Below are 19917 nucleotides of genomic sequence, written 5' to 3'. Positions count from 1 at the left end.
GAGGGAACGCTAGCAGGCAAACACAGCACTCTTGATCGAATTATCGACCATCAATATAACTTTGAGTTATGAAGCTGGATCCAAGACATCTTGAGATTCTCGCGGCGATTGTCGAGGCCGGAGGGTTGACCGAAGGCGCTGCTTTGCTTGGGAAATCTCAACCCAGTGTCTCGAGAAGCGTCTCTCTCTTGGAGGACAGGGTGGGAGAGCCCCTATTCCTGCCGACCCGAAGACCATTGCAACCCACTGAGCTTGGTCTTGCGCTGGCTCAGGAAGGTCAAAGAATCCTAAGCGCGGGTCGCCATGCAAGTCGTGTTGTGGACGAACACCGTCAAGGCATTGCTGGCGCTGTGCGGGTTGCGGGTACGCCGATCTTTATGGACGGTGTCATCTCGAACGTGATTGCAGAGTTTCAGGCCGAGTATCCCAATATTCGGATCGACCAATCCTATGGATACCCCACTGAACTTTTGTCTCAACTTTCCGCCGAAACTCTGGACTTGGCCATTCTCCCTATGCGCCCGGCAGACGTGTCTGACGAGTACGAGTTTCGTCAAATCCTGCCTGGTCGAAACGTCATTGCATGCCGCCTTGGGCACCCTTTGGCGCGCAAAAAAGAGGTAAAGCTGGAAGATATCACCGAGTTTTCCTGGATCGCGCCACCTGCAAATAGCCCGCTTTTTCGTGACTTGCGAAACACGCTGGACGGTATCGGTATGCGAGACCTCAAAATCAGTTTCACAGGCGGGTCTTTGAGTGCGGTTGTGAACGTTCTGACGGGCTCAGACTCCCTAACTGTTTTGCCTTTTTCGGTGGTCTTCATGATGCAAAGGCAAAAAACTTTGGCAGCACTTCCGATAAAAATCGGTGATCCCGACCGGCACTTGGGATGCGTTACACTAAGCGCCCGAAGCATGCCTGCTTCGTCGGAGCGCGTGCTTGAGTTCATAAAGCAGAAGTTCGAAATGCTTGATCGGTTGATTTGTAGCGCGGGGTGATCTCTATGACCGGTCTAGCCTGAGAAACCCGAGAGATTGAGTTGGTTTGTGAAGCCCGGACGAGGTCATAGACGCATGTTGTTCAATGCGCGCTGCCTCAGGGGTCTTATTGGGTTTAGTGGACCTCTGTATATTTCAATGTTTTTAGGCCAAAGAGGCTTGACGTTCGGGTCAAGATAGAATGACGAGATTTACCGATTTCGTGAGGTTTTGAAATTCAATTGAGGCAGTAGTCAGCGCTTATGTTTCCCAAGGAGGCTTTGCGCCTATCTCCGCAACCAGAAAGTCCATGAACACCCGCACTTTTGGGGACAATACGTTGGACTTGGGGTAGATCAGCCACAAGACATTGTCTTCACTGGCCTCAAAGTTTGGCAGAACCTGTACCAAACGGCCTGATTTCAGTTGGTCATAGATGCTCCAGCGAGCATTCAAAGAAATACCGGCTCCGGCAAGTGTGGCGCGGACCTGGCTTTGACCGTCATCGATGATCAATTGGCCTTCGGCTGAGGCGGGATCGAAAATAGCAGTTTCGCCCGCCGGTCCTTTCAGTGGCCGCGGTTGGAAGTTTTGGAAAGCGATCAGACGGTGGTTTGTCAAATCGGCTGGTGTATCGGGAACGCCATGCGTTTCGAGGTAGTGCGGCGCGGCACACAGAATTCGCTGGTCATCAGCCAGTTTGCGGCCCTTCAGGCTGGTGTCGACCAGAGGCGCGTTCCTGAGTGCTAGATCGTAGCTTCCTTCGATCAGATCGAACTGCACATCGGACAGGCGCAGATCGAGTGTGAGATCGGGGTGCCGTTCAAGGAACTTTGGCAGGATTGGCGCAATGTAGAGCTGTGCAAAACTGCTTGGCGCAGCAAAACGCAATGTACCCTTGATCGTTGTCGTTTGCTTGCCCAAAGCAGCAAATGCCGCCTCTTCCTGCGCAATGATCTCACGAGCGAAGGGCAGGAAATCCGCTCCTTCCACCGACAACGACACTTTGCGTGTCGTGCGGTGCAAAAGCTCAAAACCGAGGTTCTGCTCCAGCTTGGCAAGCCTTGCGCTGGAGACCGCTGGGGCCATGCCCAGGTCACGCCCAGCCGCGCTGATGTTCAGCATGTCTGCTGCCCTTATAAACAATCTAAGAGCGTCTGTGTCTAAACCCATTATATTTGTTTCCCGAATTATCAATACATGATTGTGCAATTTATCTTCAATTTGATCGAGGTTAAATCCCTTTCACAGAGACAGCACAGCTTAGGCAGGAGGCGCACATGACACGGACAGCCACCGTCAACTACCATGTTCACAAATCCTACCGGCAAGCCTTTGTGCTTGATGCTGGCGGGGTCGCTGGCAACCTGATTTCCCCTGAGTTGGTCGCGACATCCGTTGTGCTAGCAGACAACCGAACAACGAACTCATCAGTTTCATTTGCATGTGATGCCGTTGAAATCATGCCACTTGAAACGCAGGTCCGAGACTTTGCAGGCGACAGCTGGAAACCGATTTACGATGCGGAACTTAAGGCTATGCTGAAGGACAAGCTGGGTGCGAGAGAGGTCGTGGTTTTTGATCACACCGTTAGGGTGGATGACCCCGACGCAATACGTAAACCGGCGCGCAATGTTCATAGCGACTACAGCAAGGATGGAGCCGAACAGCGGCTTGTCGACTTGCTTAGTGCCGAGACCGCAGCGGAGTGGGCGCAAGGTCATTTTGCCTTTGTCAACGTGTGGCGCCCTGTGGATCATCGGATCAATTCGGCACCTCTGGGCTTTGTACGGCCATCGTCTGTCGACCCGTCTGACTGGATTCTACTGGACCTGATCTATCCCGACCGCACCGGGCAAATCATGGGGCTAGCGGGAAACCCCAAACATGAGTGGATCTATCAATCCAAGATGACGCCCGATGAGGTTGCGATCTTCAACATCTATGACAATCGAGGCCTGGCTTCGATTGCTCATAGCGCCCTCGATATGGTCGAGGATCCAAACATCACTACCATTCGCAAAAGCATCGAAAGCCGCACTTTGGTGCGCTATTAAAGGAGGGCCAGACATGTTGGATGAAACGCAGCCGGTTGGGTTTGAGCAAGTCAATTTGGCCTACAACCAGGTGTTCCGTCCTGGACGACTGAGCGTTGGCCTTGTGTTGCCTCTCGAAGCCTATTCCGTCGGTGCGGAGCCGACTCTACGGGGGCACTTGGAAGCCGCTCAGAAAGCCGAGGAGCTTGGGTTTGCAGCGCTTTGGTTGCGGGACGTACCCTTTAATGTTCCAAGCTTTGGTGATCCTGGGCAAGTTTTCGATCCATTTGTCTATCTGGGGGCATTGGCAACGGCCACGGATCGGATTGCGCTTGGAACGTCGAGCGTGATCCTGCCATTGCGTCACCCCGCTCATGTCGCCAAGGCGGCAGCGACTGCAGATGTGCTCTCGGGCGGGCGGTTGTTGTTGGGTGTCGCGTCCGGTGACCGGCCCGAGGAGTACCCGGCCATGAACCAGAACTTTGACGACCGGGGGGCTCGTTTCCGCGATAGTGTTGAGTACATCCGCGCGGTTGGATCGGCTTACCCTAAGCATGAAAATGCACAGGGCAAACTGCATGGCGGGATTGATCTATTGCCAAAGCCGCATGGAACGCGCCTGCCGATGCTCATAACCGGCGGTAGCCAACAATCACCTGATTGGGTAGCGCAAAACGGAGATGGTTGGATGACATATCCGCGCAATGCGGCGGCTCAGGGTCAAGTCATCGCGGCCTACCGCAGACGTGTGAAGGCGGCAGGTCAACCGGATAAGCCTGTGATGCAATCGCTCTACGTCGATGTTGTAGCCGACGCTGCCGCACCACCACGCCCAATCCATCTTGGGTTTCAGTCGGGCACCGACTTCCTGCGCAACTATCTGCGCGAGATTGAAACGCTCGGGATCAATCACGTCGCGCTGAACCTAAGGTTCAATCAAGCACCGATCGACACAACCCTCGAACATCTGGCGGACACTCTGCTGCCTGACTTTTCCTGAAGGATTAGACCGATGACCAAGACTATTCTCATTACAGGTTCAACCGACGGCATTGGCCTGCTGACAGCGAAGAAGCTGGCTGCCGATGGGCACAAAGTGCTCCTCCATGGACGCAGTGCATCCAAATTGGAGAGCGCTGTTGCCGCGGTCGGAGGCGATGTCGAAACCTATGCCGCTGATCTCAGCGATCTGTCCGCGGTTCGAAAACTCGCCGAAAGCATACGAGCCAGACATGACAAACTGGATGTACTGATTAACAACGCAGGTGTGCTGAAATCCCCGCAAACCGTGCTTGAAAATGGTCAGGACATTCGCTTTGTGGTGAACACGCTTGCACCGTATCTGCTGACCAAATTGCTGTTGCCGATAATTCCTTCCGACGGGCGCGTCGTGAATCTGTCATCGGCGGCGCAGGCCCCTGTGAATCTCAAAGCCATGCAGGGCAATGTGCCAATGGCTGACATGGAAGCCTATGCCCAAAGCAAGTTGGCGATCACCATCTGGACCCGCGAATGGGCCAAATCGCTGTCGAATGCACCTGTGATGGTTGCCGTAAATCCCGGATCACTTTTGGCCTCAAAGATGGTGAAAGAAGGCTTTGGCCTAGCCGGGAACGATATGAACATCGGCGCTGATATCCTGATTGACGCGGCCTTGGGTGCACGGTTTGCGGACGCGGCAGGAGCCTATTTCGACAATGACAGTGGGGCTTTCGCTGATCCCCATCCCGCAGCGCTCGACAAAAACCACGCTGCCGATGTCATTAACGCTATCAAAGACTTGATCAGCCAGACAGGCTGACCATCCCGGCGCGAAAACGCCGAACACCTCCACCTTTAACACTCCCCTACCCCTCACGCGTGCTGCGTCGAGGCCCAAGAAAGGACTGCCTGATGAAATACGAGAACTTTCAAACCTTTGACGTAGCTGTTGAGAACGGCATCGCCACGGTCACCTTCAACTTTGGCTCTGTGAACGTGCAGGGCCAGGAAATGCTGGCCGACCTCAACAGTCTGGCAATGCGGCTAGAGCGGGACCGCGACACAAAGGTCGTGATCTTTCAGTCGGCCAATCCGGAAATCTGGGTCTGCCACTACGATACCGAGCTACTTAAGGACATGTCGACCGAAGCCGTGTCCCGCGAGGACGCGCAGCTTTTGGATCTGCAATCGGTTTGCGAGCGGATCAGCAAGGTACCACAGGCCACTATTGCAAAGCTGGAAGGGTTTGCGCGCGGTGGCGGGCACGAATTGGCCTTGGCGTTGGATATGCGTTTTGCCGCGCGGGGAAAGTACAAGTTCATGCAGATGGAGGTCGGAATGGGCATCCTGCCCTGCGGCGGTGGCGCCTCGCGCATGGCCCGTCAAACCGGCCTTGGCAAAGCGCTTGAGATCATCCTGAGCGCACAAGACTACGACGCGGATGATGCCGAACGTCTGGGCACAATCAACAAGGCTTTGGAGCCCAATGAGATCGGCCCGTATGTAACCGCTCTGGCCGAACGGATCGCACAATTCCCCGCAGAGTCGATCAACGCCTGCAAACAGATGGTCTATGAATCCATCGATAAACCCATCGATGAAGCGCTGAAGGCCGAAGCCTATTGGCTGTATCAGGCGACCAGCAAAACTCCGGCCGTAAAACGTTTCACGATCGCGGATGAACAAGGTTTGGAACATGACATCGAGAACCAGCGCAAGTGGGGCGATCTGGTGATGCAGGTGCAAGACATCAACTGACTATCCCAAGACAAAAATCTCGTCAGGCGTGCGTGGATTCCACGTGGGCCTGACAGCATCTCACAAAAGGAAAACCTCAATGAAGGCAATGGTTCTCAAGTCTTACGGTCCCGATGCGCTATTCGAGCTCGCTGAAATTCCCGATCCGGTCGCGACTTTTGGACATGTGGTTGTCAAAGTGGCCGCGACCAGCGTCAACACCGTCGACACAATGATCCGAAGCATGGGCGCGGACCTGCCTCTGTCCCCTCAATTGCCCGCCATACTTGGAATGGATTTTGCTGGCACGGTTGTTGCGATTGGCGACGATGTAACAGGTTTTGCCGTAGGCGATGAGGTGTACGGTTGTGCTGGAGGATTGATGGAACTCCCTGGCGCTTTGGCGAAGTACATTAACGCAGACGCGCGCCTGATTGCCCGCAAACCCAAGACGCTGAGCATGCGGGAAGCTGCAGCGTTGCCTCTCGTCGGCATCACCGCCTATGAAGGGCTGACCCGTGCTGGTGTTGGCGAAGGGCAGACTGTTCTGGTGCAGGGTGGTGCCGGTGGCGTTGGTCATATTGCCATCCAAATCGCCCGCCACCTTGGTGCCAAAGTATCCGCAACGGGTCGCGGCGCGGATCAGATGGCCCTGATCCAAGAGCTGGGCGCGCGGCCGATAGATTACACAACGCAAAAGGTCCAGGACTACGTGGCTGAGCATACCGGCGGTGTGGGCTTCGATGTGGTGTTTGATAGCGTTGGCGGACAGAACATGACGAACTCGTTCAAAGCCACCCGACTCAATGGCCATGTCGCCTCAACGGTCGCGTTAGTCGAGATTGATTTGACGCCTGTGCATTTCAAGGGTCTGTCTCTGCACGTCGTTTTCATGCTGATCCCGATGATGCACGATGTCGGGCGGCAAACCCATGGCGACATCCTGAGGATACTGGCGGGTCTGGCGGATGACGGCGCGCTCAAACCGATTGTTGACGAACAGAAGTTTGGGTGGACCGACGTCGGCGCAGCTTATGCGCACCTGACGAATGGATCTAAGGTCGGAAAAGTCGTAGTGGAGCCTTGACAAGATTCAATTGGGGTTGGTGCGCGCATAGTGACTAATCGCACCAACTCAGTCTGAGCTGCTATTGATGACACACATCTTGCATTGCTGACCTTAGAGCCGATTGTACCTATGTTACTTTGGGTTCACAGCCGTCCATCGAAATACGGCAAAAATGACAAATCACTGAGATCATATCTGTCATCAAAATCGGTGAAGGTTCTTTGCGACCCGGTAGGTATTGGCGTAAGCCGTTACGGAAGCCTCAATGGCGTCGGCATAGCCGCCGCCGATTGCCATCGAGACCGGGATGCCGAGGCCTTTGCAGGCGTGCAGCACCGCCTGATCGCGTTTGATAAGGCCATCATGGGTCAGCGCAAGCCGCCCTAGCTTGTCTTCTGCCAGCGGATCAACGCCTGCCTGGTATAGAATGAGGTCGGGACGAAATTCAAACACAGCCGGCAAGTGATCGGCTAAGGCGCGAAGGTAGTCCTTGTCGCCGGTGCCATCCGGCAGGGCAACATCGAGATCCGCTGGAAACTTGCGGAACGGAAAATTCTTTTCCCCGTGCATCGAAAAGACGAAGACCGATGGGTTGTCGGCGAAAATGGCGGCGCTACCGTCACCCTGGTGGACATCAAGATCGATGATTGCGACCCTTTCGACCATGCCAGCGGCAAGCAGGTGGAGCGCCGCGACGGCCTGATCGTTGTAGACGCAATAGCCAGATCCAAACGTTGGATGGGCATGGTGCGTGCCGCCAGCGAGCTGCCCCGAGATACCGTACTCCAGAGCTGTCTCAGCAGCAGAAATTGCGCCACCGGCCGTCGCGCGAACCCGCCTCACGAGTTCCGGGCTCCAAGGAAACCCAATCCGTTTCATGGCCTTTTCTTCCAGTTCTCCGTTTTCAAACTGCGCGACAAAATCGGCGGCGTGCGCGCGCAGTATTGATTCATCGCTGGCTGGCAAAGACTCCGCCAGCAGCGCCTCCTGAAGAATACTGTCTTTTAGCAGTAGCGTATGGAGCATTTTGTACTTGCCCTTCGGAAACCGATGTCCGGAAGGCAGGGTAAGGGAGGATCTGTGGGGAGCGTAAAATCTCATGACTTTGTTAAAGGGAAACTCAGGCAATGCGCCAAAGCATAGCTGATCACCGAACAGATCTGCAACGTAAGCCGCCACTTGCAGTGCGTTTCACGCGGTGCGCAAATGTGCAGGAAGGTTACAGTTGATATCTGGTGCGAATGTCCGGCGTACGGGACAATGCCAACTTTCGGTTCGATCCAAAAAACCGTAGGCTCCGGCTCCATGGCTAACATTCGTCTATTGGTCGCAAGTCGACATTCCCTTCGGTCAGTTTTCAGTTTGTAAAACAATGCTATTCAGCTTTGCTCGCTTCCTGTTTCATCTATCCCAATTGCATTAGGGTTGGCATTCACCCCTGCCAACATCTTTAAAACTTCGGCTTTCCAGCCCGCTTTGATCTTTAATGCCAGTTGAGACGGTGGTCGGTGATCGGGCTCAAGGAGCGCATATTCATATCTGAGCGGCTTTTCGAAGGGCACGAACGCAACTTTTCCGTTGGACAGGTTTAGTTCTTGTTCAGTCGCTACGGTCAACGGGTCCACGATCGAATAGCACTGACCTGAGCTCACAAATGGTATCAATGGTAGAAAGTATTGACAGGTCACCGTTGGGTTGTAGTCAGCTGAAACAGCTTGAAACTCTTGTCGAATTTTACGCTGGAACGGGTGCGTGGCATGCAATCCTCCCATAGGTGCTCCGTCGAGATCAGAAATGGATATGGCCCCGCGTGAAGCAAGTGGGCTGTCACGATCAACGGCACAAAAACAATCTGCCCGGATCAGCTCTGTTGAATACTGAGGCTCTTTCCCGGTTGAATGATCGAAGTCTGCAAAACCGAAATCAATATTCTGCGTGCCTGCAAGCTCAATAATCTGAGGTGAACTGCGTGTCGACAATGTGATACGTATCTCGGGGTTTTCGCCGACTGATTGGCTGATAAAACGCGGGAACAAGAAAGCGGATGGGCCCGGCATTGTAGCGATATTCAGGCTGCCGGAATGCCCTTTAATCAACCCTTCCATTGTACTGGAAATCGTCGCGAGGCGGTCCAGAATACCTGTTGTTTCGGCCAAAAGGTAATGCGCTTCGGGAACCGGGACCAATCGCCGTCCCTTTCGCTCAAACAGTGTCAGGCCAAGGGTCTTTTCAAGGTTCTTCAGGGCCAAACTGATCGCAGGCTGGGTGCGGTTCAGTTTCTTGGCGGTTTGAGAGATAGAGCCGGTCTCCATCACCTCGCGAAAAACGGTCAACTGCATAAGGTTCATGGTCAATATATAAGCTAAACCTTAGTTTTATGAAATATAATAAATTTGTATTTATGAAAATTGCGACTACGCTTGCAGGATCGAAATTCGGCCAAACCGAATCCGACGATCCAACAAGGGAGATGATGATGAAATTTGTGAAATGTTTGACGGGACTGGCCCTGGCAGGCGCACTTGCCGCCCCGGCACTGGCGCAGGACCCAACTTTTTTCCGCATCGGCACTGGTGGCGCAGGCGGAACTTACTTCCCCATTGGCGGCACCATCGCAAACGGAATCTCCGCCCCTCCGGGTTCGCGCCCCTGCGAAGAAGGCGGCCAGTGCGGCGTACCGGGGCTGATTGCTATCGCTCAATCCACCACCGCGTCGGTGTTCAACAACGCCGCCGTTCAGAACGGAGAGCTTGAGGCCGGTCTGGCCGCAGCAGACGTCACCCGCTCGATGTATCTGGGCGAGGGTAAGTTCGAGGGCAAACCTCACCCCAATCTTCGCATCGTGGCCAACCTGTTCCCCGAAGACCTGCACTTGGTTCTGCCTGCCGGTGAGACAATCAACGATCTGAGCGATCTGGAAGGCAAGCGCGTCGGCATCGCGCAAGCCGGTTCCGGTACACAGGTTGCCGTGCTGCAGATGCTGGATGCTTGGGGCGTCAACCGTGACAATATGGATGAGGCCGAGCTGAACAACAGCCAAAGCGCCGAGCGTCTGGCTGACGGTCAGTTGGATGCTTATTTCTACGCTGCAGGCTGGCCTGTTGCCGCGATGGTGCAGCTTTCGTCAACCAAGGGCATGAACCTGCATTCCTTCAGCGACGAAGACATGGCGAAGATCAATGAGATCATCCCGGCATACATCCCCTCGGCCATCCCGGGTGGCATTTACGAAGGTATCGACGGTGAAACCAAGACCCCGGCGGTTAGCGCGATGCTGGTGGTGTCCTCGGAACTATCCGATGAACTGGTATATGGCCTGACCAAGGCGTTGTGGAACGACAATACCCGCAAGCTACTGGACAATGGTCACGCCAAAGGTAAGCAGATCACTCCCGATACGGCGCTGGATGGCGTCGAGGCGCTGGGTGTACCCCTGCATCCTGGGGCCGAGAAATTCTACAAAGAAGCTGGTCTGCTTCAGTAACCGTACCTTACTGACACCTGTCGTCGGTGCCCCTGCGCGGGGCACCGCACTCTGGAATTATGCGAAATCGGGGGGCCATCATGTCCGAGACCCAGAAACTTGATGACCACGAATTGACGGCCGAGGAACTGGCCGCCATCGAAGAACAGTTCGACGAAGGCGCCGCCGTACGGCAGGTTACACCCACCGCAGGCAAGGTACTGCGCGTTGTTGCCCTGATCCTTGCGTTCTACGAATTCTTCACAGCCGGTTTTGGCCTGCCTGCCGACCATTGGCACATGGGTGTCTATCTGGCGCTGCTGTTCATTCTGGTTTACGCGACAATTCCGGTAATCGGCTCCAAAAACCTCTATGCGCTCAAGGTCAGCCGGTTCCGTATCGGCAACATCCCTCTGTACGACTTGGTTTTTATGGCGCTGGGGATCATCGCAGCGCTGTACGTCGGGGTCGCATGGCGCGGCATTCCGTTTCTGGGGATCGAGGAACAAACGTTCAGAATGGGCAACCCGAACACCTATGATGTGGTTTTGGGCGTAATCATCATCCTGCTGGTTCTGGACATCGCACGCCGCACGCTGGGTTGGGTGCTGCCACTGATCATCTGTGTGTTTATCTCATACGCTCTGTTGGGCCCGTATTTTCCCGGATTGCTGCAGCATCCAGGTGTGAACTTCAAAACATTCGTGTCGTCGATGTATTTCCCGCAGGAAGGCATCTATGGCGTCACCCTCTGGGTCGTCTCGACCATCGTTTTCCATTTCGTCCTGTTTGGCGTGATCGCGCAGCGAACCGGATTGGGGCAACTCTTCATCGACAACGCAACCATTTTGGCGGGCCGCTATACCGGCGGGCCGGCAAAAGTGTCGGTGGTATCCTCGGCATTCTTCGGCACGATCTCGGGCTCTTCGGTGGCCAACACCGTTTCAACTGGCGCGCTGACCATTCCCAACATGAAGCGCCTAGGGTACCCTGGCCATTTTGCGGGCGGCGTCGAAGCTGCATCGTCAGCCGGAGGGCAAATCACGCCGCCGATCATGGGGGCAGCGGCCTTCATCATGGCCGAGTTTCTTGAGGTGCCCTACACCACCATCGTCATCGCCGCGATCTTCCCCGCGATCCTTCACTATGTCGGAGTCTTCGCGGTGGTGCACTTGATGGCACGCAAGCTGAACCTGCAAGGCTTGGCGAAAGAGCAACTGCCGCAACTCAAGGCCGTCTGGGCCGAAGGTTGGGCCAACATTGTACCTCTGATCGGTCTGCTGGTCGTGCTGTTCACAGGATATACGCCGTTCATGTCCGCCTTCTGCGGGATTTCTCTGGCAGTGATCACAGGCATGTCGCGCATCAAACAACCGCCCACGCTGATCTATGCCGCGGCGTTCCTAGCCTTCGTGCTGTGGAAATTCTCGGATGGCGGGTTCGATCTGACGATGACGGCGATCCTTTGTGCCTTGTCGGTGATCGCCACGTTGAACCCGCAGAAACGCATCGAAGTACCCGAGATGCTGCAAGCGGTTGAGTTGGGAGTGAAATACTCGCTGGCCGTGGGCGCCGCGGCTGCCGCCGTCGGCATTGTCGTCGGTGTTATCAACACAACCGGCATTGGCTTCCGTATCGGGTTCATGGTCACTCAAGGCGCAGGTAACCTGGCCTCAGACCTGTACAATATGATCTCGTTTGGCAGCTGGCAGCTGTTTGCGATGGAAGACCTGCAACTGTTCATCTCGCTGGTCTTCATTGCCATTGTTTGCATCCTGATGGGCGCGGGCATCCCCACCACTGCGCTTTACATCATGCTGGTCTCGGTCGCACAGCCCGCGCTGGCGCAGCTGGGTGTCCCGCCGATCGCAAGCCACCTGTTCGTACTCTACTACGGTGTTGTGTCCGAGATCACGCCACCCGTCTGCACTTCGGCCTATGCCGCGGCGGCCATTGCGAACTCAAACCCCTTCCGAACTGGTCTCTCTGCCTTTACCCTTGGGTTGGGCAAGGTGATCGCACCAATGGCCTTCGTTTATGCGCCGGTCCTATTGTTTGTGTCCTCAACAGGGTTCAATCTGTGGGAATTCACCTACACCGCCACCAGTTGTATCGCCGGGGTCATCGCCCTGTCCGCAGCTGTGGTCGGATACTGGCTAAAACCGCTGAACATTGCGTCGCGCATCCTGATGGCCATCGCGGGGGTGATCTTTGTTGCGCCCAGCCTGACCGCTGACCTGATCGCGCTTGCCTTCGCCTCGCCAGTCATTGTCAGCCAACTGATCGCGCGCAATCGCAGCCATTCCCCGGCCTGATGCGATGACAGAACAAGTGACCATCATCGGCGCAGGGATCGTCGGCATCTGTTGCGCGCTGTCGCTGCAGGAACGCGGCATACCGGTCCGTTTAATCGACCGGAGCGACCCCGGACAGGAAACCTCGTTCGGCAATGCGGGGGTTGTGTCGCCCTGGTCGATTATTCCGCAGGCCGTTCCGGGCATTTGGAAGAAGTTGCCCCAGATGCTGTTGGACCCGAAAAGCGCGCTTTCGGTCCGGGCGTCCTTCTGGCCGAAGATGATCCCGTGGGGGCTGCGCTTTCTGGGTAAGTCTGGCGAAAAGTCGGTTCGCGAAATCTCGGATGCGATGGAGATTTTGTGTCGTCCCTCCATTGATCTCTACCGTCGGCACCTGCAGGGCACGGGCCACGAAGCGCTGATCGTGGACAGTTACTATATCCACGCATTCCGGAACCCTGAACAAGCCAACCTAGACGATCTTGGCTATCTAATCCGCCAGGAAAAAGGCGGTGAATTGGAGCGCGTCGACGGCGCTGAATTGCAGCGCCTGGAACCAGCACTGTCTAAAGACCTCAAGGCTGCGGTTGTGATCAAAGGTCAGGCTCGCGCAACGTCTCCCGGGCGTTTGGGCGCTGTATTGGCCGAAAAAACACGTGCGCAAGGGGCCGAGTTTGTGCGGTCCGAAGTCACTAAGCTGAGCTACACCGAAGACGGTATTTGGCAGCTTGCCACGTCACATGACACGGTGCATGCGCGCAATATTGTCCTCGCGGCCGGAGTGTGGTCTGCCGACCTGCTCAAACCCCTTGGCATACCTGTGCCGTTGGTGGCCGAGCGGGGTTACCACGTCGAATTCCCGGCCCCCTCGGCTGTGCTGAACAACTCGGTCATGGATGTGGACGCAAAGGTTGTCGCAAGTTCGATGCAGGGCGGCCTCAGGGTTGCCGGTACGGCGGAGTTTGGCAGTGTCGATGCCCCAGCAGATCCGCGCAAGAAAAAAATACTCACCGATCAAGCAAAATCTTTGGTGCCGGACCTCAACACTGGTGAGGCACAGTTCTGGATGGGCCGGCGCCCCTCTTTTCCCGATAGCCTGCCAGCGATTGGGCCGCTGAACGGAAATGGCGGGCTTTTTGCCGCCTTCGGCCATTCTCATTACGGGCTGATGATGGCGCCAAAGACCGGAGAACTTGTGGCGGATCTGGTGTCCGGACGCAGCCCGAATATCAACTTGGACCCGTTCTCGCTGGCCCGTTTCTAAATCTCCTATTCGAAAGGACCTGAGCACCATGCCAATTTACGAAGGTGGCCAAAACATATGTGGGGCTTCGATCGGGGTTTTGTGCCTTGAAAGCTATTTCCCCAAACCGCCCGGGCACATCAAGAATCCGTCCAGCCTCACGTTTCCTGTACTTTACGAAATGATTGACGGCATCAGTGTCCCGACCCTACTCAACAACCCGACGCCCGATCTACTGGCACCCTTTATCAAGGGCGCGCAAAGGCTTGAGGCCGAGGGCGTTCGGGCAATCACGGGAAGCTGTGGATTTCTGGCTTTGTTTCAAAAGGAACTGGCCGCGGCTGTTTCCGTTCCCGTCTTTGCATCCAGCTTGATACAGGTACCTCTGGCCTTTCACATGACCGGGGCGAATGCCCCGGTGGGCGTCTTGACCGCAGATGCATCTGCCCTGACGCCAAAGCATTTCGAAGGTGTCGGCGCGGCGGGCATTCCCGTCGCGGTACAAGGCCTAGAGGACACCAGCGAATTCGCCGAGGTGATCCTGCGAAACACGCGCACCCGTATGGACACCGATCTAATTGAGGCTGAAGTCCTTGAGGCGGCGCGGCGACTCAAACACCAAGCGCCGGACATACGGTCGCTGGTATTGGAATGTACCGATTTACCGCCTTATGCGGCGCGCCTTCAGGACAAGTTGCAGCTTCCCGTCTTCGATTTGACGACTCTGGCGCAGATGGCGCATACCGTTGCGACGCGCAAATCCTATGTTGGCATGATGCCTTGGACCTAAAGGAACAGCAGTACAGCGCGGGACTTGGAGGATTTAAGTGTCCGTTGACCTAGCCATCCTGATGGTTGCCATCGGCCTTGGCGCAATGCTGCAAGTCGGCGTCGGCATCGGGTTTAGCATCCTTGCCGGACCACCGATGATGATCCTGCTTGGTACAACAACGGCTGTTCCAATGCTACTGCTTTTGAATACCGTCGTTTCAGCTGTCGCGACAGACCGACAGGTGCTGAAGGCCGACCGACAGACAATTCGCACGGCAATAATCGGATGTCTCGTCGGAGTGGTCGCGGGCCTTGTCGTATACCCCTGGCTGAGCGAGGCGTTTGTCCTTGCCCTAACAGCCAGCCTGTTGCTGATCGGGCTTGTGACGACCTTGCTGCCCCTGCGTCGCTCAATTGGAACGGCAGGGTTTTCGACCGTTTCCGGCTTGTCCGGGTTGGCGACTGTTTGGGCAGCGACGCCCGGTCCGCTAATGGTTTTCGGATTGATTGCGAAAGGCCGCCCTGCCAAAGAAGTTGCCAAGTTGGTTCAACCCATTGCGCTGGTGGCATACGGCATCGCATTCCTGTTGCATAGCCTGTCCGAGACTCAAGCCTTCGCTTATGGCCCGCAGCTATGGGGCTTCGTGGCGCTCACATTGATCGGCAGTTTTTTTGGTCGTGCAATGGGGCCACATTTACCGCAGACCTTGGTCACAACCGCTATCCGCGTGGTATCACTGATAGCCTGTGGCGTTCTCTTTCATCGCGCATTTGCGATCGCGTAAACTCGAAGGGCAGACGATGACACAAGACAACAAACTGGACAGATTTCCTCGTGCCCAATTCATGTCGGGCCCAACCCCATTGGAGCGGCTGGACAGGTTGTCTTCGGAATTGGGCATCGACCTCTGGCTGAAACGCGATGACCTGACCGGGCTTGGGTTTGGCGGAAACAAAACACGGCAGCTTGAGTTCTATTTCGGTGATGCCCTTCAGAAAGGTGCGGATACCATTCTGATCACCGGCGCAGTTCAGTCAAACTTTGTTCGGTCTGCGGCAGCCGCCGCAGCAAAATTGGGCATGCAATCCGTCCTGCAACTTGAAGAGCGTGTGCCGGATATGGGCGAGGTGTATTACAGCTCTGGGAATGTGTTTTTGGCACAAATTCTGGGTGCCGAACACATGACCTACCCCGAGGGTGAGGACGAAGTCGGTGCGGACGCTGCGTTGCACGCGCGCGCCGACGAGTTGAAGGCGCAAGGGCGTAAACCTTATGTCATTCACCTGGGACTAAACCACCCGCCTTTGGGTGCTTTGGGCTACGTCGTCGCAGGACAAGAATTGTGTCAGCAGATGCCAGATATCGATGCGATTGTCGTACCCTCAGGTAGTGGAGCCACACATGGCGGCTTGTTGACCGGAGTAGCCTTGGAAGAAAACGCTGCTTCTGTGTTTGGCGTTTGCGTACGCCGCGATCGCGATAAGCAAATGGTCCGAATGAAAACCGTTCTGCAAAAACTGGCGGATTTGTTGGATATCGACTCAGCGCCGTTGCAGGACAGGCTTAACGTCATGGATGAAGCGCTGCCTCCCGGCTATGGGAAACTCAGTGGAGGGACGCGGGCTGCATTGGACAAGATGGCTCGCACGGAAGGAATATTCCTTGACCCCGTCTATACCGCGAAAACCTTCGCTGGATTGTTGCATTTGGTAAACGCAGGAAAAATTCAACCGGGGCAGAAAGTCGTCATGATTCACACGGGTGGGGTGCCTGCACTCTTTGGGTACCAAAACGAGTTGGCAAGCGACCTATCCTAAATCCGCCAATACCCCGCAAAAAACTCCCCAAACTGGGAAAAAAGAAAACATGACCATTACCCGGATCGAACCCGCGCTCTTCCGAGGCCTTAAGCGGAATTGATTTCCCGCCTCCAGAACACCCTGTAGACAGAATAAACCTACGATCAAATCAATTCCCTTTCCGTGCCTCGATGACCGTTAAAGCACTTGATGCTCCGATGCCGACAACTGCAATAAGAGCTCAAGTGGGGACCTTAGCAGCAAGACCCGTAGATGACGGGGTGGGGGACAAAGCAGACATATTCTTGCGCCGAATCTTGTCATCCGTATGCTCATTTTGACAACAGAAGAAACGGAGCATTCGCCTACATGAAGTTTTTCTCCCGCAGAACTTTCTGTTCATTCTCAATGGTTTTGGCTTCGTTGATGACCGTACCAAGCCTTTCATTCGCACAGGTTGCGGAGACTGTAACCTCTCAAGTTATCTATGTTCCCTCTTACTCGCGAGTTTTCACGCAGGAGGGCCGCAGCGAGCCGCTCGCGTCTACCCTTGTTGTGCACAACGTTAGTGCTCAATCAGAGATCAAAGTTGAGCGTGTCGATTATTACGACAGAGCGGGGCAGCTTCTGGAAACTCTCATAAATGAGCCCGTTCAACTGATGCCATTTGGGTCGATCAATGCGCTTATACCTATTGGTAGCGTCGGAGACGGGATTGGCGCGAACTTCGTAGTCACATGGTCGGCAGAAGTGCCAGTACAGCCCCCCATCGTTGAAGCTATCATGGTCGGTGGAAGCGGCACTCAAGGAATCTCGTTTACCAGTCGAGGTCAGGTGTTGTCACAAACACCGTAGCACCCATCACCACTTTTGCTCCGATTTAACCAACTCGATAATCGCGCTAATACTTAGTCCTATCTGAGTTTTTGATTACCACAGCGACAGGAGCCCACTTTGGGCTCATTGCCAACCCTAGCTACAAGAACTTCGGATGGCGGTAGGGCGGACAAAACAGCCTTTCGCAATATCTTTCTTTAGGCGGAAGCAGACCGCGGTAACTCCGTTCATTCCAGTAAGAAATTAACGCGCAATGTGACGCAAAAATCGTTAAACGGGTGCCACTGAACGAACTAAAATTTCAAGATTTTTGCGCGACAATATAGCGGCTCTGTAACATTGAGGCTTGATCAGACGTATAGAGGATATCGAAGCCCGCGGACGCAATTTTCCTTTCAAGCACTGATCCAGGCACAAAATGCACAAATGGGGCTTTCTCAAGAGCCTGCATGATTGGGATTGCGACCCGACTGATCATCGCATACTTGAAACCACCGCTCTCAGGGGCGCAAACGGTTTTAGATATGAAAAACCCACCGGGTTTTGTAAGTGCGGAAATGTGTTCAAGCGCTTGGTCCAAATCGGGCAGGAGATGGAGCAAATTATGCGCTAGGACCGCATCGTAAGACGCTTCGTCAAGACCGTGCTCAAGAACTTCAGCCACCTTGAAAGTGACATTCTCCAATCCTTCTTTCGCACGCTTCTCATCAGCAATCTCGATCATGCCCGGAGCGAGATCCGTCGCGGTGATATGGGCAACATACGGTGCAAGCAGCAGCGCAGTTGAACCCGTCCCGCACCCGATTTCCAGTACGTTGTCCTCCGCTTTCAGGTACGACTTCGTAAGCTCGAGTGTTTTCAGATACCCTTCCATGTTACGGATTGGGTCTGCCGCATACTTTTTCGAGATTTTGCTCCAGAACGCGGCATCCTTAGACAAAGCAGCCATTTCATTACTCTCTTACAAGGTTGTTGCCGTACCCTTTACTTCCAAACAATCATTTATGGAATTGCCACAATCCGCAGAAGTGTTATGCATAAATGCATGAATTGGAACGCCATCAATTTCGACTGGAATCAAGTACGGTCCTTTCTTGCGACAGCCGAAGAAGGCTCATTTTCCGCAGCGGCGCGCGTTCTTGAGCAAACTCAACCCACTGTCGGCCGTCAAGTTGCTGCGCTGGAAACGGCGCTTGGCATCACCCTGTTTGAAAGAGTCGGCAAGTCGCTAAAGTTGACGACAGCTGGCGCCGAGCTTTTGTTGCATGTCAGAGAAATGGCGGATGTGGCAAACAGGATTTCTCTTACTGCGACAAGCCAGTCGCAAGCTGTTGAAGGGCAAGTCAGGATTACTGCATCCGATGTGATGTCTGCCTATCAGCTACCGCCAATACTGAAAAAGATCCGACTTGCGGCACCGCGACTAGAGTTAGACATCGTTGCTGCAAATGACATACGCGACATACAGCGACGTGAGGCTGATATCGCCATCCGACATGTACGCCCAACTCAGCCGGATCTGACAGCAAAGCTTGTCGCCGAGGCCAAAGCCCATTTTTACGCGGCACCTTCATATCTTGATAAGGTGGGACGGCCTAAAAATGAAAACGAACTTGCGAAATTGGACTTTGTCGGGTTCGGGGACATCGACACGATGATCGGTTTTCTTGATCCGGCGGGCATTAAAGTCACCCGAAAAAGCTTCAGGATTGGCTCACAAAGCGGGATTGTATCCTGGGAACTGGTGCGACAAGGTTTTGGCATAAGTGTAATGTCGGATGATGTGGCTGCCTTAACGCCAGGTGTGGAGCGCGTGCTTCCCGACCGCGAGCCGTTTAAGTTCCCGATTTGGCTGGCGACGCACTCCGAATTACATACCGCACGAAGGATCAGGTTGGTGTTTGATCAACTGGCGGACCAACTTAGCGCAGGGACCATCAGGTAATCCGGGAGTTCTCTTTATGTCACAGGCTATTCCAACGCTTCACTTGCTATGCGGCAAAGTAGCTTCTGGGAAATCAACTCTGGCAGCAGAACTCGCGGAAAGAGACGCGGCCGTGCTTATCTCAGAAGATGAATGGCTTAGCACCCTGTTTGGCGAACAGATGAAGTCCCTTCAGGACTATGTGAATTGCGCTTTAAAACTGCGACTGGTCATGGCGCGTCACGTAGCTTCTTTGCTGAAGGCTGGCGTTTCCGTTGTTCTCGATTTTCCAGCGAACACAATTGAAAATAGGGTTTGGATGCGCGACTTGCTGGAAGACATTACCGTGAAGCACAACCTTCACTTTTTGGATGTGCCAGATGAGGTTTGTCTGCGCCGGCTGCGCGAGCGTAACAGAGAAGGCGCTCATGCCTTTGCAGCAACCGAAGATCAATATCGCCGAATTGCGCGGCATTTCGTGTCGCCATCACCCGAAGAAGGTTTCAACATCATAACTCACCGTCAGTAGCGCCCGAAATTCAAAGCGTCGCGGCGGCTCCAAACACTGTTCCGCCCCCTGCTCTGGATCGACGGATGGCGAATGCTCACAGACAACTTTCACGGGGTCTTAAGCCCGGATTTCGCACGATAATAGGAGGCGCATGCCAGTGGGTCCTTTATGGATCAAGGCGGTGGCAAGACCGGCAATGTCGCTTACGCCGACTATCGGTTAACATACGTCACTGGCGGGCCTGGGCAACGCACCGTCCAGAACAGGCTCCTAC

General features: G+C 54.7%; 19 protein-coding genes. 15 read left to right on the top strand and 4 right to left on the bottom strand.

The features are described 5' to 3' along the window. Nucleotides 1-68: 68 nt before the first annotated feature. Entirely contained in the window at nucleotides 69-998 is a 930-nt protein-coding gene (locus ACR0C3_RS04995; protein WP_480757476.1) for a LysR family transcriptional regulator, read from the top strand. Nucleotides 999-1238: 240 nt separating this feature from the next. On the opposite strand, the gene ACR0C3_RS04990 is transcribed toward ACR0C3_RS04995, so the two are convergent. Beyond that, complete coding sequence (locus ACR0C3_RS04990) at nucleotides 1239-2150, bottom strand: LysR family transcriptional regulator (protein WP_480757475.1); 912 nt, start codon at nucleotides 2148-2150, stop codon at nucleotides 1239-1241. Nucleotides 2151-2257: 107 nt separating this feature from the next. Here ACR0C3_RS04990 and ACR0C3_RS04985 point away from each other — a divergent pair, with 107 nt between their 5' ends. The 5 genes from ACR0C3_RS04985 to ACR0C3_RS04965 all read left to right on the top strand — a co-directional run bounded on the left by ACR0C3_RS04985 (nucleotide 2258) and on the right by ACR0C3_RS04965 (nucleotide 6818). Beyond that, a complete protein-coding gene (locus tag ACR0C3_RS04985; RefSeq protein ID WP_480757473.1) occupies nucleotides 2258-3034 on the top strand; it encodes a CmcJ/NvfI family oxidoreductase in 777 nt (258 codons plus the stop codon). 13 nt (nucleotides 3035-3047) lie between these two features. Beyond that, nucleotides 3048-4013: an LLM class oxidoreductase gene (locus ACR0C3_RS04980; RefSeq protein WP_480757472.1), complete on the top strand. Its 966-nt coding sequence runs from the start codon at nucleotides 3048-3050 to the stop codon at nucleotides 4011-4013. A gap of 12 nt (nucleotides 4014-4025) precedes the next feature. Continuing rightward, nucleotides 4026-4814, top strand: a complete 789-nt coding sequence (locus ACR0C3_RS04975) for an SDR family NAD(P)-dependent oxidoreductase (protein WP_480757471.1) — start codon at nucleotides 4026-4028, stop codon at nucleotides 4812-4814. Between the two features lie 92 nt (nucleotides 4815-4906). Further along, complete coding sequence (locus ACR0C3_RS04970) at nucleotides 4907-5752, top strand: enoyl-CoA hydratase/isomerase family protein (protein ID WP_170690319.1); 846 nt, start codon at nucleotides 4907-4909, stop codon at nucleotides 5750-5752. A 79-nt stretch (nucleotides 5753-5831) separates the two neighbouring features. Further along, nucleotides 5832-6818: a zinc-dependent alcohol dehydrogenase family protein gene (locus ACR0C3_RS04965; RefSeq protein ID WP_480757469.1), complete on the top strand. Its 987-nt coding sequence runs from the start codon at nucleotides 5832-5834 to the stop codon at nucleotides 6816-6818. Between the two features lie 183 nt (nucleotides 6819-7001). On the opposite strand, the gene ACR0C3_RS04960 is transcribed toward ACR0C3_RS04965, so the two are convergent. Together ACR0C3_RS04960 and ACR0C3_RS04955 are read right to left on the bottom strand one after the other, a co-directional pair. Beyond that, a complete protein-coding gene (locus tag ACR0C3_RS04960; RefSeq protein ID WP_480757468.1) occupies nucleotides 7002-7979 on the bottom strand; it encodes a histone deacetylase family protein in 978 nt (325 codons plus the stop codon). Between the two features lie 200 nt (nucleotides 7980-8179). Further along, nucleotides 8180-9139, bottom strand: coding sequence for a LysR family transcriptional regulator (locus ACR0C3_RS04955; RefSeq protein ID WP_480757466.1), 960 nt, complete (start codon nucleotides 9137-9139; stop codon nucleotides 8180-8182). A gap of 137 nt (nucleotides 9140-9276) precedes the next feature. Here ACR0C3_RS04955 and ACR0C3_RS04950 point away from each other — a divergent pair, with 137 nt between their 5' ends. The 7 genes from ACR0C3_RS04950 (at nucleotide 9277) to ACR0C3_RS04920 (ending at nucleotide 17226) form a co-directional block, all read left to right on the top strand. Continuing rightward, nucleotides 9277-10284, top strand: a complete 1008-nt coding sequence (locus ACR0C3_RS04950; RefSeq protein ID WP_170642474.1) for a TAXI family TRAP transporter solute-binding subunit — start codon at nucleotides 9277-9279, stop codon at nucleotides 10282-10284. 80 nt (nucleotides 10285-10364) lie between these two features. Beyond that, complete coding sequence (locus ACR0C3_RS04945) at nucleotides 10365-12578, top strand: TRAP transporter permease (RefSeq protein ID WP_480757465.1); 2214 nt, start codon at nucleotides 10365-10367, stop codon at nucleotides 12576-12578. Between the two features lie 4 nt (nucleotides 12579-12582). After that, nucleotides 12583-13821, top strand: coding sequence for an NAD(P)/FAD-dependent oxidoreductase (locus ACR0C3_RS04940; RefSeq protein ID WP_480757464.1), 1239 nt, complete (start codon nucleotides 12583-12585; stop codon nucleotides 13819-13821). Between the two features lie 28 nt (nucleotides 13822-13849). Next, on the top strand, nucleotides 13850-14590 hold the full coding sequence (locus tag ACR0C3_RS04935; RefSeq protein ID WP_480757463.1) for an aspartate/glutamate racemase family protein: 741 nt from the start codon (nucleotides 13850-13852) through the stop codon (nucleotides 14588-14590). Nucleotides 14591-14627: 37 nt separating this feature from the next. Next, nucleotides 14628-15356, top strand: a complete 729-nt coding sequence (locus tag ACR0C3_RS04930; RefSeq protein ID WP_480757462.1) for a TSUP family transporter — start codon at nucleotides 14628-14630, stop codon at nucleotides 15354-15356. A gap of 16 nt (nucleotides 15357-15372) precedes the next feature. Continuing rightward, on the top strand, nucleotides 15373-16389 hold the full coding sequence (locus tag ACR0C3_RS04925) for a D-cysteine desulfhydrase family protein (protein WP_480757461.1): 1017 nt from the start codon (nucleotides 15373-15375) through the stop codon (nucleotides 16387-16389). Nucleotides 16390-16740: 351 nt separating this feature from the next. Further along, entirely contained in the window at nucleotides 16741-17226 is a 486-nt protein-coding gene (locus ACR0C3_RS04920) for a DUF3124 domain-containing protein (protein ID WP_480757459.1), read from the top strand. 283 nt (nucleotides 17227-17509) lie between these two features. Here ACR0C3_RS04920 and ACR0C3_RS04915 read toward each other — a convergent pair whose 3' ends face one another. Next, complete coding sequence (locus tag ACR0C3_RS04915; protein WP_480757458.1) at nucleotides 17510-18157, bottom strand: class I SAM-dependent methyltransferase; 648 nt, start codon at nucleotides 18155-18157, stop codon at nucleotides 17510-17512. 96 nt (nucleotides 18158-18253) lie between these two features. Here ACR0C3_RS04915 and ACR0C3_RS04910 point away from each other — a divergent pair, with 96 nt between their 5' ends. Next, nucleotides 18254-19153 carry a LysR family transcriptional regulator gene (locus ACR0C3_RS04910; RefSeq protein ID WP_480757457.1) on the top strand — a complete coding sequence of 300 codons (900 nt, stop codon included), beginning with the start codon at nucleotides 18254-18256 and terminating at the stop codon, nucleotides 19151-19153. Nucleotides 19154-19169: 16 nt separating this feature from the next. Further along, nucleotides 19170-19661, top strand: coding sequence for a P-loop nucleotide/nucleoside kinase family protein (locus tag ACR0C3_RS04905; protein ID WP_480757456.1), 492 nt, complete (start codon nucleotides 19170-19172; stop codon nucleotides 19659-19661). The last annotated feature ends 256 nt before the right edge of the window (nucleotides 19662-19917 follow it).

The organism is Ruegeria sp. CK3, assembly GCF_056536565.1.
The sequence above is the reverse complement of the archived record's forward strand: the minus strand, read 5'-3'. Positions and strand labels throughout refer to the sequence as shown.